The organism is Nocardioides sp., assembly GCF_035703625.1.
Taxonomy (GTDB): domain Bacteria; phylum Actinomycetota; class Actinomycetes; order Propionibacteriales; family Nocardioidaceae; genus Nocardioides.
The window spans coordinates 1-14,579 of record NZ_DASSXS010000053.1 but is presented as its reverse complement, the minus strand read 5'-3'; the positions used below and the strand labels follow the sequence as shown (position 1 = coordinate 14,579).

General features: G+C 72.1%; 17 protein-coding genes. 7 read left to right on the top strand and 10 right to left on the bottom strand.

Annotated elements, in window-relative coordinates; translation table 11 throughout:
- Together VFN12_RS02490 and VFN12_RS02485 are read right to left on the bottom strand one after the other, a co-directional pair.
- The coding region (locus VFN12_RS02490; protein ID WP_325116973.1) for an acyl-CoA dehydrogenase family protein at positions 1-346 on the bottom strand (346 nt) is incomplete at its 3' end.
- Positions 347-390: 44 nt separating this feature from the next.
- A complete protein-coding gene (locus tag VFN12_RS02485) occupies positions 391-1,203 on the bottom strand; it encodes an META domain-containing protein (protein WP_325116972.1) in 813 nt (270 codons plus the stop codon).
- 57 nt (positions 1,204-1,260) lie between these two features.
- Here VFN12_RS02485 and VFN12_RS02480 point away from each other — a divergent pair, with 57 nt between their 5' ends.
- The 3 genes from VFN12_RS02480 to VFN12_RS02470 are packed head-to-tail and all read left to right on the top strand — an operon-like array spanning position 1,261 to position 3,040.
- Positions 1,261-1,701 (top strand): CoA-binding protein, encoded by a 441-nt coding sequence (locus tag VFN12_RS02480; RefSeq protein ID WP_325116971.1) that lies wholly within the window; start codon positions 1,261-1,263, stop codon positions 1,699-1,701.
- Positions 1,698-2,153, top strand: a complete 456-nt coding sequence (arfB, locus tag VFN12_RS02475) for an alternative ribosome rescue aminoacyl-tRNA hydrolase ArfB (RefSeq protein ID WP_325116970.1) — start codon at positions 1,698-1,700, stop codon at positions 2,151-2,153. The genes VFN12_RS02480 and arfB overlap by 4 nt, the downstream gene beginning before the upstream one ends.
- 8 nt (positions 2,154-2,161) lie before the next feature.
- Positions 2,162-3,040, top strand: coding sequence for a crotonase/enoyl-CoA hydratase family protein (locus VFN12_RS02470; RefSeq protein ID WP_325116969.1), 879 nt, complete (start codon positions 2,162-2,164; stop codon positions 3,038-3,040).
- A gap of 9 nt (positions 3,041-3,049) precedes the next feature.
- On the opposite strand, the gene VFN12_RS02465 is transcribed toward VFN12_RS02470, so the two are convergent.
- The 7 genes from VFN12_RS02465 to VFN12_RS02435 all read right to left on the bottom strand — a co-directional run bounded on the left by VFN12_RS02465 (position 3,050) and on the right by VFN12_RS02435 (position 8,688).
- A complete protein-coding gene (locus tag VFN12_RS02465; protein WP_325116975.1) occupies positions 3,050-4,210 on the bottom strand; it encodes a heparan-alpha-glucosaminide N-acetyltransferase domain-containing protein in 1,161 nt (386 codons plus the stop codon).
- A 62-nt stretch (positions 4,211-4,272) separates the two neighbouring features.
- Complete coding sequence (purE, locus tag VFN12_RS02460) at positions 4,273-4,797, bottom strand: 5-(carboxyamino)imidazole ribonucleotide mutase (protein ID WP_325116968.1); 525 nt, start codon at positions 4,795-4,797, stop codon at positions 4,273-4,275.
- Between the two features lie 2 nt (positions 4,798-4,799).
- Positions 4,800-5,957, bottom strand: coding sequence for a 5-(carboxyamino)imidazole ribonucleotide synthase (locus tag VFN12_RS02455; RefSeq protein ID WP_325116967.1), 1,158 nt, complete (start codon positions 5,955-5,957; stop codon positions 4,800-4,802).
- Positions 5,958-5,967: 10 nt separating this feature from the next.
- Positions 5,968-6,279: a winged helix-turn-helix domain-containing protein gene (locus VFN12_RS02450; RefSeq protein WP_325116966.1), complete on the bottom strand. Its 312-nt coding sequence runs from the start codon at positions 6,277-6,279 to the stop codon at positions 5,968-5,970.
- 100 nt (positions 6,280-6,379) lie between these two features.
- The gene (locus tag VFN12_RS02445) at positions 6,380-7,363 is read right to left on the bottom strand and encodes an adenylate/guanylate cyclase domain-containing protein (RefSeq protein WP_325116965.1); all 984 of its coding nucleotides are present in this window, start codon (positions 7,361-7,363) and stop codon (positions 6,380-6,382) included.
- A complete protein-coding gene (locus tag VFN12_RS02440; RefSeq protein ID WP_325116964.1) occupies positions 7,353-7,874 on the bottom strand; it encodes a PH domain-containing protein in 522 nt (173 codons plus the stop codon). The genes VFN12_RS02445 and VFN12_RS02440 overlap by 11 nt, the downstream gene beginning before the upstream one ends.
- A gap of 13 nt (positions 7,875-7,887) precedes the next feature.
- On the bottom strand, positions 7,888-8,688 hold the full coding sequence (locus tag VFN12_RS02435) for a biotin--[acetyl-CoA-carboxylase] ligase (protein WP_325116963.1): 801 nt from the start codon (positions 8,686-8,688) through the stop codon (positions 7,888-7,890).
- An 82-nt stretch (positions 8,689-8,770) separates the two neighbouring features.
- On the opposite strand from VFN12_RS02435, the gene VFN12_RS02430 reads away from it, so the two are divergent.
- Genes VFN12_RS02430 through VFN12_RS02420 form a run of 3 tightly spaced genes read left to right on the top strand, consistent with a single transcriptional unit; the run spans position 8,771 to position 11,612 of the window.
- Positions 8,771-10,372, top strand: coding sequence for an acyl-CoA carboxylase subunit beta (locus VFN12_RS02430; RefSeq protein ID WP_325116974.1), 1,602 nt, complete (start codon positions 8,771-8,773; stop codon positions 10,370-10,372).
- A complete protein-coding gene (locus tag VFN12_RS02425; protein WP_325116962.1) occupies positions 10,369-10,602 on the top strand; it encodes an acyl-CoA carboxylase subunit epsilon in 234 nt (77 codons plus the stop codon). Before VFN12_RS02430 ends, VFN12_RS02425 begins: the two co-directional genes overlap by 4 nt.
- Positions 10,603-10,607: 5 nt before the next feature.
- Entirely contained in the window at positions 10,608-11,612 is a 1,005-nt protein-coding gene (locus tag VFN12_RS02420) for a P1 family peptidase (RefSeq protein ID WP_325116961.1), read from the top strand.
- 15 nt (positions 11,613-11,627) lie between these two features.
- Here VFN12_RS02420 and VFN12_RS02415 read toward each other — a convergent pair whose 3' ends face one another.
- On the bottom strand, positions 11,628-12,998 hold the full coding sequence (locus VFN12_RS02415) for an FUSC family protein (RefSeq protein ID WP_325116960.1): 1,371 nt from the start codon (positions 12,996-12,998) through the stop codon (positions 11,628-11,630).
- 22 nt (positions 12,999-13,020) lie between these two features.
- Between VFN12_RS02415 and VFN12_RS02410 the strand changes: the two genes are divergently transcribed.
- Positions 13,021-14,579, top strand: a 1,559-nt coding sequence (locus VFN12_RS02410; protein ID WP_325116959.1) for an alkaline phosphatase D family protein, incomplete at its 3' end; no start/stop codon positions are given.

Below are 14,579 nucleotides of genomic sequence, written 5' to 3'. Positions count from 1 at the left end.
TGCCGAGGTAGTGCTTCTTCAGCTCCTCGGAGCCCGAGAGCATCACCGGCAGCGAACCCAGCTTGTTGACGGCCGGGATCAGGCTCGCGCTCACGCAGGCCCGGGCGACCTCCTCGATGACCAGGACCGTCGCGAGCGCATCGGCTCCGGCGCCGCCGTACTCCTCCGGGACGTGGGGTGCGTGGAAGTCGGCCGCCTGCAGCGCCTCGGCCGCCTCGCGCGGGTAGCGGGCGTTCTCGTCGACGTCGGCGGCGTACGGCGCCACCTTGGCGTCGCAGACCGAGCGCACGGCCTCGCGGATGGCCTGGTGCTCCTCGGACAGGGCATAGAGGGGGAAGTCGCTCATGCCCCGGATCGTACTTCCGCAACACCTGCCGGCCGACCGGACGGTCAGCGGTGGAACACGAGCTCGTGCCGTCCATCACGTGCGCGGAGCCGCAGCTCGTCGCCGGTGATCGCCCAGCTGACGGCCGGGCCGCCCTGGAGCACCTGGGTCACTGCCCGCTCCACCCCGCCGGCTACGCCGGTGCACGGCAGGAGCGTGACGGCGAACTGCCCGAGGCGGATCTCGTCGCTCCCGACGACCGCGGGCCCGCCCCCGGTGTTGCATCCGGTGCGGACCGCGAACTCCCCGGAGTCGAACCGGATCGTGGCGGTGACGTCGTCGGGGACGACCATCATCCCGGTCGAGTCGCCGTCCCGCTCGCCGATGCCGGTGAGGCGCCACCGGGTCCCCACCAGGTCGGCCTCGTCGCCAGGCTCGCCCGACGGCGCCTCGTCCGCCGGCACGAACCACACGCGATCCTTCTCCGACTCGATCGCGAGGTCGGTGCCGTCCAGCTCGACTGCCGGCGACGACCCGAAGAAGGCGACCATCCACTCGTCCTGCCGCTGGCGGAGGCCGGGGCAGCCCATCTCGGTGCCACCGAGGGCGCCGGTCCGCAGGACGCCGTCGTCCCAGCTCGCCCGCCCCGAGAACTGGTTGCACGAGGAGGTGAACGAGATCTCGCCGTCGCGCAGGGTGAGCCGGATCGGCGCGGACCCGTCGGGGAAGAGCCGCGCCGGGCCGTCGCCGACGTACTCGACGTCCACCGGCTCGATCGGATCACGGAGGTCCTGCCCGGACTCGTCCCCGCAGCCGGCGAGCGCCGACGAGACCAGGAGAAGCCCGACCGACGCCCGCCGCACGAGGTGAGTGCTCATGCCGGTTCTGACGCGTGCGGGAGCCGCCGGGTTCCCGGGGGCTGGTTGACTGGCGGCATGGCTCCCAGCGCTGAGGACCTGGCCCTGCCGCAGTGGCTCGACCCGGAGAACATCAGGTTCCTGCTCGACGACTGCCAGACCTGGGCGGTGGTCGGCCTGTCGGGCAACCCCAACCGCACGGCGTACCGGATCGCCCAGATGCTCCAGGACCGCGGCAAGCGGATCGTGCCGGTGCACCCCGAGGCGCCGACCGTCCTCGGCGAGACCGGCTACGCCACGCTCGCCGACGTGCCGTTCGCCGTCGACGTGGTCGACGTGTTCCGTCGCTCCGAGGCTGCCGGGGAGTTCGCCGACCAGGCGGTCGCGATCGGCGCCCGCGGGGTGTGGTTCCAGCTCGGGGTGGTCGACCACGACGCGTTCCGCCGCACCACCGACGCCGGGGTCCCGATGGTGATGGACACCTGCCCGGCGATCGAGTGGGGACGACGACGCCCGTGACCACGCCCGGTCGCGACCTCGCGGTCAGCCCCGGTCCCGGGCTCCCGTCCGGCCTGGTGATCCCGGCCGCCGAGCTCGTGGAGCGGTTCTCGCGTTCGTCCGGTCCCGGCGGACAGTCGGTCAACACCGCCGACAGCCGCGTCGAGCTCGAGTACGACGTCGCCGGATCGGCCGCCCTCTCCGAGACCCAGCGCGCCCGTGCGCTCGCCAACCTCGCCTCCCGCCTGGTCGACGGCCGGCTGGTCGTCGACGCCTCGGAGCACCGCTCGCAGCACCGCAACCGGGTCGCCGCGCGGGAGCGGCTGGCCGACCTGCTCCGGACCGCCCTGGCCCCGCCTCCCCCGCCACGCCGGCCCACGAAGCCCTCCCGCCGGGCCCGGCAGCGCCGGCTCGACGCCAAGCGCCAGCGCGGCGAGACCAAGGCATTGCGCGGCCGGGTGCGCGGGGAGTAAGCAGTCCCATGGCCCAGACCTTCGAGTCCCTCACCTACGAGACCCGCGACCGCAAGGCGTACATCACCCTCGACCGGCCCGAGCGGCTCAACGCGATCGACGCCGCGATGGTCCGCGAGATCCCGGCCGCTGTCGCCGCGGCCGACGACGACCCCGACGTGCACGTCATCGTGCTGCAGGGTGCCGGCGACGCGTTCTGTGCCGGCTACGACCTCAAGGTCTTCGCCGAGCAGGGCGACAGCTTCCAGCCCCCGGTCTGGGACCCGATCAAGGACTACCGGCTGATGAAGGCCAACACCGACGGCTTCTTCACGCTGTGGCGGTCGCTCAAGCCGACCATCGCCAAGGTGCACGGGCACGCGGTCGCCGGCGGCAGCGACATCGCCCTGTCCTGCGACCTCGTCGTGATGGCCGACGACGCGCGCATCGGCTACATGCCGTCCCGGGTGTGGGGATGCCCGACGACGGCCATGTGGGTCTACCGGCTCGGGGCCGAGCGCGCGAAGCGGATGCTCCTGACCGGCGACACCATCGACGGCCGGACCGCCGCCGACTGGGGGCTGGTCGTGGAGTCCGTCCCCGCCGCCGACCTGGAGGAGGCCGTCGAGCGACTGGCCGACCGGATCGCCGGGGTCCCGGTCAACCAGCTGGCGATGCAGAAGCTGATGATCAACCAGGCCTTCGACAACATGGGCCTGCAGGGCACCCAGGTCCTCGCCACGCTGTTCGACGGCATCACCCGCCACTCACCCGAAGGTCGCTGGTTCCAGGAGTTCGCCGCGACGCACGGCTTCCACGCGGCCGTCCGCTGGCGAGACTCCGGGCGCTGGATCCCGGACGGGGGCGGGCCGATCCCCACCGCCGAGGAGCTGGCGGACGAGGAGTGACGCGGTCGGTCAGCCCCGCGTGTGCGCCTCGCGCCTCGACCGCTCGACCGCGCGGCCCGAGACCGCGGCGACCACCCACTCCAGGGGCCCTCGCCGACCGCCGTAGACGTAGAGACCGCCGATCGTGAGCAGCGCGACCACGTGCAGCGGGAACGACGACGGGGTCTCGTCGGGCAGCACGGCCGGGGTCCTCATCACCACGTGCAGCGTGTAGAGCGTCAGGGTCATGGTCCCGGCCCCGAAGGCGATCGCCACGGCCCGGCGACGGGCCGTCGGCACGGCACCGAGGAGGAGCAGGCAGGCGCCGATGACCAGGTACGACGTCCCGATGGTGTGCGCGAGATCGAACGGCGTCGCGCTGTGGGGCGCGACCACCAGCAGCCACTCCCAGGGACCTCCCGTCGGCGTGGTGCCGAACATGCCGCCGGCGATCTCCTGGAGCAGGTCCGGGCCGGTGGCCGCCGGCGCTCCCGGGGAGCCGGCCAGCTCCTCGGCGATGCCGTAGGGGCCGGTCAGGATCCGCGACACCGCGAACGAGACCAGCGCCAGCGCCGCGCCCGCCCCGGTGATCCACCCCTGCACGGCGCGGTTGGCGAGGTCGAGCCGTCCGAGCGCCATCCCGGCGAGCAGGTAGGCCAGCCAGGGCACCACCGGGTAGTAGCCGGTGAACAGGAGCTCGCTCAGCAGCTGGCCGGGGTCGGCGAGCTGGTCGAAGGTCGGGCTGGCGAACCCTCGTGGCGGTAGCTCCGGCCGGACCAGCTGCGAGATGACCGGTGCGACCACGAGCCAGGCGCCGGTCAGGACCAGCAACGCCGGTGCGCGCAGGCCGACGAACGGGAGACCCAGCAGGAACAGCAGGCCGTAGTAGGTGAGGATGATCGCCAGTCCCGAGCCCAGGCTGCCCAGGTAGAGGCCCACCAGCGCGATCAGCAGCGCGCGGACCACGATCCCCCACGACCGGGCCACCCGCTCCCGGCCGGTGACCGGATCGCGGCGGCCGGTCATCAGGGCCAGCGACACCCCGGCGAGCACCGCGAACAGCGCCGCTGACCGGCCACCCGCGATCGCCTGCGGCAGCGCCAGGTCACCGTCGGGCCCGCGGGGGAGGAAGACGTGGGTGGCGACCATGCCCAGCAGCGCCAGGCAGCGCGCGACGTCGAGCCCGACCAGCCGGTCCGGCGACAGCGTCCGGGCCGTGCTCCGCTTGCACTCCGCAGCCGCGTCCGCTCCGGTCAGAACCCGATCCTGCCCGTGTGGTGGGAGGCCCCGCGCACAGCCTTCCCCTTCTCCTCCGCGGTGCGCCGCAGCTCGGCCTGGAAGTCGGTCATCCGCTCCTGGAGGGCCGGGTCGGTCGCCGCGAGGATCCGCACGGCGAGCAGCCCGGCGTTGCGCGCGTTGCCGACGGCGACGGCGGCCACGGGGACGCCGGCCGGCATCTGCACGATCGAGAGCAGGGAGTCCATGCCGTCGAGGTACTTCAGCGGGACGGGGACGCCGATCACCGGCAGCGCCGTGACCGAGGCGAGCATCCCGGGCAGGTGGGCCGCGCCACCGGCCCCGGCGATGATCACCTGCAGCCCGCGGCCGGCGGCCTGCCGCCCGTAGTCGAGCATCTGCTCGGGCATCCGGTGCGCGGAGATGACATCGGCCTCGTGGGCGATGTCGAACTCGGTCAGCGCCTCCGCGGCGTCCTTCATCACCGGCCAGTCGGAGTCGGAGCCCATCACGATGCCGACGCGGGGCTGGGGGTCAGCCATGTCTACTCACTCTCATCTCCGAGGTCACCACCGAACCACGCCGCGGCGTGCCGGGCACGCTCCAGGCAGTCGTCGAGGTCGGCGCCGTAGGCGTTGACGTGGCCCACCTTGCGCCCAGGACGCAGCTCCTTGCCGTAGAGGTGAACCCGCAGGTGCGGGTCACGCGCCAGGGCGTGCGGGAAGCCGTCGTACAGCCGTCCGGTCTCCGCCGCTCCCCCGAGGATGTTGACCATCACCGTCCACGGCGCCCGTGCCGCCGGCGAGCCCAGCGGCAGGTCCATGACGGCGCGGAGGTGGTTCTCGAACTGGGACGTGACGGCACCGTCCTGGGTCCAGTGGCCGGTGTTGTGGGGGCGCATCGCCAGCTCGTTGACCAGCAGCCGCCCGTCAGCGGTCTCGAAGAGCTCGACGGCGAGGATGCCGGTGACGTCGAGGGCTCCGGCGACCCGGAGCGCGAGCTCCTGCGCCCGGCCCGCCAGGTCGGGATCCAGTCCCGGTGCCGGTGCGACCACCTCGTGACAGATCCCGTCGCGCTGGGTGGACTCCACGACCGGGTACGCCGCGGCCTGGCCGCTGGGCGACCTGGCCACCAGGGCGGACAGCTCGCGACGGAAGTCGACCAGCTCCTCGGCGAGCAGCTCCACGGCCGAGGCCGCGGCCGACGCCAGCGGCGCCTCGCACTCCGCCGCGGTCCGGACGACCCAGACCCCCTTGCCGTCGTACCCGCCACGAGTTCGCTTCAGCACGCAGGGGAAGCCGAAGTCCTCGATCTCCGAGAGCGACCCGACCGCGGCGTACCGGGGGTTGGGCAGGCCCAGCCGCGAGATCGCCTCCCGCATCACCCCCTTGTCCTGGGCGTGCACCAGGGCCTCCGGGCCGGGCCGCACGGCGAGGCCGGACCCGGCGAGTGCCCGCAGGTGCTCGGTCGGGACGTGCTCGTGGTCGAAGGTCACCACCGCACAGCCGTCGGTCGCCTTCACCAGGGTGTCGAGGTCGCGGTAGTCGCCGACGTAGTGGTCGGGGATGACCTGGGCCGCGGAGACCCCCTCGCCCTCGGCCAGCAGCCGCAGCGGCAGCCCCAGCGCGATCGCGGGCTGCGCCATCATCCGGGCCAGCTGCCCGCCGCCGATGACGGCGAGGGTCGGTGCGGACGCGGTCACACAGCAGAGGCTAGTGGTTGTGCCCGTTCGTCTCGAAGCGCAGCCCCTTGCCGCGGATCGTGGTGATCAGCGTGGGTCGCCGCGTGTCGTCACCGAGCTTGCGACGGACCCAGCCCAGGTGCACGTCGATCGTCTTGGACGACGTCCAGAAGTTGGTGTGCCACACCGTCCTCATCAGCTCGTCGCGCGTGACGATGTCGCCGGCGCGCGCCATCAGCGCCTCGACCAGGTCGAACTCCTTGCGGGACAGGATGATCTCGCGCCCCGCACGCCACGCGCGGCGCGTCTCGGGGTCGAGCTCGACATCCTGAACACGGAACATGGACCAACGGTAGGAATTGGTGCATCACCGTTACGTAAAACGCACGAACCTTGCACAAACGTTCGAGTTGGTGCCAGCGGCGGCGGACACCTGGTGCCCCCTAGTGCCGACGTACGGCGACCGGCTCCACGAGGCCGAAACCCCGCACCGGACGCGCCGAGAGCCGCCGCGTCTCGAACTGGTCGTCCGGCAGCAGCTCCGCGGTCTCGGCGTCGACGATGATCCGGTTGCGGCGGGCCACCGAGGTCATCCGCGCGGCCATGTTGACCGGCGGGCCGAAGACGTCGCCGAGCCGCATCACGACCGATCCGCTGGCCAGGCCGACCCTGACGTCGGGCATCCGCGGGTCCCGGCCGACCACGTTGATGATGCCCTCGGCCGTGTCGTAGGCGCGGATCGGGTCGTCGTTCACGAACAGCACCGAGTCGCCGATGCTCTTGATCACCCGACCGCGCTTCGCGGCCACCGCGTCGGCGCACCGGGACTCGAAGAGCTCGACGATCTCGCCGATCCTCGCCTGCCCGGTCTGGTTGGAGAGCGCCGTGAAACCGACGATGTCCACGAATCCCACCGTGACGTGGGCGGTGTGCAGGTCCTCCTCGTTGGCGCCGAGCGCCTCGACCCGGGCCACCGCCGCGGCGAGGTGCCGCCGCCAGACGTAGATGAGCAGGCTCTCGAAGGGCGGGTTGATCTCGTTCAGCATCCGCAGGGCGGAGCCGCTCCGGCTTCCGGTCGCCTCGTCGCCGGCCTCCAGCTCCTCCACCCGGTGCGAGAGCGTCCCGACCTCCCAGTCGGAGAGCCGGGCCATCGTCTGGCCCACCGCCCGGGTCAGGTTGACCGCCGTGTCGAAGTCGATCACCCCGGTCTCCACGATGGCGCTGAGCCGGCTGACCGCCTCGGCGTCGGCCCTGGTGAAGGCCACCTCGACGCCGTGCTCGGGGAAGCCGAGGGCTCGCCACAGACGGCGCAGCTGGTCGACCGTCACCCCGGTCTCCTCAGCCACCTCGAGGGCGCTGAACACGCGACCTTCGCCCAGGATCGCGCGTTCGAGCCGATCCCGGGCGGTCTCGGTCTCAGGTTCCATCGTCGCTGCGGTGCCCTGAGAGCCGGTGGAGCTCCTCGGCGACCTGGAGCTGCACCTCCTCGACGCGGGGGACGTCCTCGAGCTCGACGCGTCCCTGCTCGCTGGCGTCGGAGACGACGAGGGTGCCGCAGCCGAAGAGCCGGTCGATGATCCCGATCTCGAAGTCCACGCCGCTGATCCGGTTGAGCGGGATGGTGCGCCCCTCCTTGCCGATCAGGCCCGAGCGCTTGATGAACCTGCGGTTGGTGAACGTGTAGCTCGTGGTCGCCCACGCGATGACGGGGCGGACCACCCAGATGAGGATGACGATCGCCGCCACCACCCAGACTCCGGTGTGCATCACGTCGGCCAGGCCACCGCTGCCGGACCGCTGGACGAATGCGGCCACTCCCAGGGTCAGCACCAGGATCAGGACCGGCAGCATCAGCACCTTCGGGTGGGTGCGGGTCGTCACGACGACGTGCTCACCCGGGTTGAGCAGCTTCTCGGAGAACGTCACAGCCACGATCATGGCACTGATCCGGTCATCGGGCAGGGCGGACGTGGACCACGTCCCCGACGCCCAGCGCGACACCGTCGACGACCAGCCGCCCCCCGGGGTCGATGCCCTGGGCCGTCCCGGTGCGGACCGTCCCTCCGGGCAGCTCCACGCGGACCTCGCGGCCCACCGTCACACAGACGTCGGTGTACGCCGAGGCGAGCGTCACGGTCCGTGCCTCGTCGGCCTGCCAGGCGTCGTACTCGTCGACCAGGCGTCCCAGGAGGCGCGTCAGCAGCTCGGTCCGGTCCGGCGCGGATCCCGTGGCCAGCGCGACCGACGTCGCGGTGTCGACGGGGAGCTCCTCCTCGGTCGTGGACACGTTGAGGCCGACGCCGAGGACCGCGGCCGGGCCGTCACCGGTCTCGACCCGTTCCAGCAGGATGCCGGCCACCTTGCGCTCACCGACCAGGACGTCGTTGGGCCACTTCAGCCCGGCCGGTACCTCGGCCTCGCGCAGCGCGATCGCCAGGGCATGGCCGGCCAGCAGCGGCAGCCAGGGCCACTGCGCCGCCGGCACCTGTGGCCGGAGCAGCACCGAGAAGGTCAGCGCGGCCCGGGCGGGCGTCTCCCACGCGCGGTCCAGGCGACCCCGGCCGGCGGTCTGGTGCTCGGCCACGACCACCAGGCCGTGCGGCGCGCCGTGGCGGGCGCGCTCGGCGACCACGGCGTTGGTGGAGGGGGCGGTGTCGACGATCTCGACCTGCAGACCGCGCCCGGCCGAGTGGCCGAACGCGGCGAGCCGCTCGGGGTCGAGTGGCGGGCGGGGGTCCGCTGCGGCCGTCACGGGCACTAGATTGGCCGACGAGCAACGAGGAGGCCAGTTGAGTCCAGCAGATTCCAGCGCGTCGGAGCAGATCGAGGGCCAGGTGCAGGGCACCGAGGTTCCCGACGACATCGACATCCACACGACCGCAGGCAAGCTCGAGGACCTCGACCGGCGGCTCGACGAGGCGGTCCACGCCGGCTCGGCCAAGGCCGTCGAGAAGCAGCACGCCAAGGGCCGCAAGACCGCCCGGGAGCGGATCGAGCTGCTCTTCGACGAGGGCTCCTTCGTCGAGCTCGACGAGCTGGCCCGGCACCGCTCGACCGCGTTCGGGCTGGAGAAGAAGCGGCCCTACGGCGACGGCGTGGTCACCGGCTACGGGACGATCGACGGCCGCCAGGTGTGCGTGTTCTCCCAGGACTTCACCGTCTTCGGCGGCTCCCTGGGCGAGGTGTACGGCGAGAAGATCACCAAGGTGATGGACCTGGCCATCAAGACCGGCTGCCCCATCATCGGCATCAACGAGGGCGCCGGGGCACGCATCCAGGAGGGTGTCGTCTCGCTGGGTCTCTACGGCGAGATCTTCCGCCGCAACGTCCACGCCAGCGGCGTGATCCCCCAGATCTCGATGATCATGGGCTCGTGCGCCGGCGGGCACGTCTACTCCCCCGCCGTCACCGACTTCACGATCATGGTCGACGGCACCTCGAACATGTTCATCACCGGTCCCGACGTGATCAAGACCGTCACCGGCGAGGACGTGTCGATGGAGGAGCTCGGCGGCGCGCGGACCCACAACACCAAGTCCGGCAACGCCCACTACATGGGGCACGACGAGGACGACGCCATCGAGTACGTCAAGACGCTGCTCTCGTTCCTCCCGCAGAACAACCTCGACGAGGCGCCGTCGTACGACGATCCCGCGGACCTGGAGTTCTCCGACCTCGACCGCACGCTCGACGCGATCATCCCGGACTCGCCGAACCAGCCCTACGACATGCACGAGGTCATCACGGCCGTCGTCGACGACGAGGACTTCCTCGAGGTGATGGCGCTGTTCGCGCCCAACATCATCGTGGGCTTCGGCCGGGTGGAGGGATCCCCGGTCGGGATCGTCGCCAACCAGCCGATGCAGTTCGCCGGCACCCTCGACATCGACGCCTCGGAGAAGGCCGCCCGATTCGTGCGCACCTGCGACGCGTTCAACATCCCGGTGCTGACGTTCGTCGACGTCCCCGGCTTCCTGCCCGGTACCGACCAGGAGTGGAACGGCATCATTCGCCGCGGCGCCAAGCTCATCTACGCCTACGCCGAGGCCACCGTCCCGCTCGTCACGATCATCACCCGCAAGGCCTACGGCGGCGCCTACGACGTCATGGGCTCCAAGCACCTCGGCGCCGACATCAACCTCGCCTGGCCGACCGCCCAGATCGCGGTGATGGGCGCGCAGGGTGCGGTGAACATCCTGTACCGCAAGGAGCTCGCCGACACGAAGGACGCCGATTCGCTGGCCGAGAAGCGGGCCGAGCTGATCACGGAGTACGAGGACCACCTGGCCAACCCCTACATCGCCGCCGAGCGCGGCTACGTCGACGCGGTGATCTCCCCCCACGAGACCCGGGTCGAGGTGGTCCGGGCGCTGCGGCTCCTCCGCTCCAAGCGCGAGACGCTGCCGGCGAAGAAGCACGGGAACATCCCGCTGTGAGTGACGAGCCGGCAACCCCGGACCCACCTCGGCCACCGCTCCTGAGGATCGTCTCCCCCGACGCGACGCCGGAGGAGATCGCGGCGCTGGTCGCGGTGTTCGCCTCCCTGGGCTCGGCCGAGGAGCCGCCCCCGCGCCGGACGCCGGAGTGGTCGGCCCACCACCGCAAGGTCCGCACGACCCACGCGCACGGCCCCGGCGGCTGGCGCTCGAGCGGGCTGCCCCGCTGAGCCCGATGGGGGCGATCACCGACGTTTCCGGAATCCGGGTCGGCCAGGCCGAACGGGTCGGTGAGGGCTGGCTGACCGGCACGACCGTGGTGCTCGCCCCGCCCGAGGGGGCGGTCGCGGGCGTCGACGTACGCGGTGGCGGGCCGGGCACCCGCGAGACCGACCTGCTCGACCCGCGGAACCTGGTGGAGCGGGTCCACGCCGTCGTCCTCAGCGGAGGCTCCGCGCTCGGCCTCGCGGCCGCCGACGGGGTGGCCCAGAGGCTGCTGCGCGACGGTGTCGGCTACCCGATGGGCGGCCCCGGCGAGGTCGTGCCGATCGTGCCGGGGGCGGTGATCTACGACCTGGGCCGGGGCGGGACCTTCTCCCATCACCCGGACGCGGCGTTCGGCGAGGCGGCGTACGACGCTGCCGGCACCGAGGTCGAGGAGGGGAACCGCGGGGCCGGGACCGGGGCCAGGGCCGGCGGCCTCAAGGGCGGGGTGGGGACGGCGAGCACGGTGATGCCGGACGGCGCCACCGTCGGGGCGCTCGTGGTCGTGAACGCGATCGGCTCCTGCGTCGACCCGTCGACCGGTGAGCTGTGGGCCGCCCGGCACTGCCGGCACGGCGACCTCCCGCCCCTCCGGCGCCCGGATGAGGCCGAGCTGCTCGCCGCGAAGGTCGAGGCGGCCGCCCAGGACACCCTGCGCCGGCCTCCGCTCGCGACCACGCTGGCCGTGATCGCGACCGACGCCACGCTCACGAAGGCACAGTGCGCCAAGGTGAGCGGGCTGGGCCACGACGGGTTGGCCCGGGCGATCAACCCCGTGCACACGATGTTCGACGGCGACACCGTCTTCACGCTCGCGACCTGCGCCGGCGAGGCCCCGGACCCGTTCGCCTTCCACGCCCTGCTCGAGGCCGCGGGAACCTGCGTCACGCGTGCGGTTGCCCGGGCGATGGTCGCGGCCGGCTCCACCCACGAGATCCGCAGCTACCGCGACGCCTTCCCCTCCGCGTTCGACTGAGGCGGGGCGCCGCCGTCACACGCGACCCCCGCCCTCCTCGTCACCGAGCCTCCGCATGGGCTGCGTCTCGGCCTCCGGGGTGGCCTCTCCCCACGGGGGCGAGGACGGCTGCGGGGCGGGTGGCCTCGGGGTGAGCCGGGGAGTCCGTCGCCGGGGACCGCCGCCCAACCGGATCTGGCGGCGGAGCCGCTCGCTGAGGTCGGTCTCCTGGTGCAGGCGCTTGACCGTCGAGAGCACGGCGGCGTGCAGCTCCAGCATCACCGGCCGGGAGTCGTCAGTGAGCAGGTGCTCGAAGCGGGCACGTGCCTCCTGCAGCCCCTCCAGTGCTTCCCGGAGCACCCGGACGTCCGGGGAACGGGGATGCACCGCCAGCTCCGCCTCGTCATGGACGAGCTGGCCGAACGCGTCGATCACGGCGGCCATCTCGCGAAACGCCAGGGAGAGACCGAGCGACACGTCGTCGGTGCTCTCGTCGTCGTCGGACCACGCCGGATCATGGGTGGCGTCCACCACCGCGCGGAACATCGCCCGGATCGCGACCGCGGTGTGCTCCAGGGCTTCGAGACCCTGACGGAGTCCCGGTCCCACGTCCGGCGTACCGACCGCGCGGACGTTCAACCGCCGCCCCTGCTCCGCGTGCTGGAGGACGGCACCGATCCGGGGGATGTCGTAGGTGATCTGTCGCGCGTCATCGAGCCACGCCCGCGCGGCCGGCCGGAGGTCGCCGCCGCGCTCGACCAGCGCAGCCAGCTCGTCGGCGGCCCGGGTGAGCAGGTCGCTGATCGAGTCGGCCAGACCGTCGATCGCCCGGCCGGCGTCGGACGTGGCGACCCGGGGCGGCACCAGCAGGTTCGCCGCGATCCCGACCGCCGCACCCACGAGCGTGACACTGATCCGCTGCCACGCGGCCGACTCGGTCCCCAGGGACCCGACGCCGAGGACCAGCATCGCGCTGATGCCGACCTCGATCAGGTTGGCCCGAAGCCGCAGCGCCTGGCCGATGGTGATGGAGGTCAGGATGAGCAGCCCCAGGCTCCACCACTCGAGCGGGACGAACTCGGCGAACACCACGGCGAGCGCCACCCCCGACACCACCGCCACCACCCGGTCGAGACCACTGGCGAGCAGGGACACCGGCGTCACCTGGACGACGAGCATCGCCGTCAACGGCGCGAGCAGTGGCTGGGTGCCGGGGAAGATCAAGCTGGCGACGACGTAGCTGGCCACGGCGGCCGTGGTGATCCGCAGCGACCACATCACCGCCGCCCGGCCGTCCTGACGCAGGCGCACCATGTTCCGGGAGAGGCCTCGTCTCCACCAGTCACGCACGATGCCATCTTGCTCCATCTGCTGCCGGTGCTCGACCTGTGCAAGGGTGAGCACCATGGGAGGGCTTGTTCTAGGACCATTGCTTCGCCACGTCGACGAGACCAGCGCCTGCGTCTGGGTGGAGACCTCAGGGCCCGGCCTCGTGACCCTCACCGCCGGCGACCACGAGGCGCAGGCGCGCACCTTCGGGGTGCACGGCCACCACTACGCCCTGGTCTGCGTCGAGGGCCTGACGCCGGGGACCAAGACGCCGTACACGCTGAGTGTCGACGGCGAGCAGGTGTGGCCCGAGCCGGACTCGGCGTACCCCCCGTCGTTGATCCCGACGCTCGACGGCGCGAAGCCGCTGAGGCTCGCCTTCGGCTCCTGCCGCACCTCGGTCACCCACGACGAGGCGGGCAACAAGCTCCACGGCGTGGACGCGCTGCGCGCCTACGCGCTGCGCATGGCCGGGATCACCGACCCGTCCGCCGAGGACGACCCCGACCCGGGCGACCAGGCGCGCTGGCCGGACCTGGTGCTGTTCCTGGGCGACCAGGTCTATGCCGACGAGACCACCGCCGAGATGCAGGAGTTCATCGAGTCGCGACGGGACATCGAGGAGCCTCCCGGCACCGAGCTCAAGGACTGGGAGGAGTACGCCCACCTCTACAAGCTGGCCTGGTCGGACCCCGCGAACCGGTGGCTGCTCTCGACCGTCCCCAGCGCGATGATCTTCGACGACCACGACATCCGCGACGACTGGAACACCTCCCTCGCCTGGAAGCAGGAGATGGAGGCCACCGAGTGGTGGCACGGCCGGATCGTGGCGGGTCTCGGCTCGTACTGGGTCTACCAGCACCTCGGCAACATGACTCCCGCTGAGCGGGCCGAGGACGAGAACTGGCAGGCGATCCAGGACCACGGCGGGGACGACGAGTACGACGCCTCCGACCTGCTGGACGCCTTCGCCGAGCGCGCCGACCAGAAGCCCGAGACCTACCGCTGGAGCTTCGCGCGCGAGTTCGGCGACCAGGCCAGGCTGGTCGTCGTGGACTCCCGCGCGGCGCGGGTGCTGGAGCCCGAGCATCGCTCGATGCTCGACGACGGAGAGATGGACTGGCTCGACCGGCAGATGCGCGGCGACGTGGACCACCTGCTGATCGGCACCTCCCTGCCCTTCCTGCTCGGCCCCGGGCTGCACCATGCCGAGGCCTTCGGGGAGGCTCTGGCGGAGGGAGCGTGGGGCCGGCGCGCCCAGAAGGTCGGGGAGGGCCTGCGCCAGGGGGCCGACCTCGAGCACTGGGCGGCGTTCCAGGACGGCTTCCAGAAGGTGTCGGCCATGACGCTCGAGGTGGCACGCGGAAGGCGCGGGCACCCGCCGGGGACGATCACCTTCCTCTCGGGCGACGTCCACCACAGCTTCGTCAACGAGGCTCGCCCGATCGACGGCGGTGGTCCGATCCACAGCCGCGTCATCCAGGCCGTCTGCTCACCGATCCGCAATCCGATGCCCCGGCGCCTGCGGTTCCTGGTGGCGGTGCTCGCCTACGGGGTGGCGGGGCCCCTGGGCCGGGTCGTGGCCCGGTCGGCGAAGGTGCCGGATGCGCCGTTCGAGTGGCGCTTCCTGAAGGGCCCGTGGTTCGACAACAACCTCGC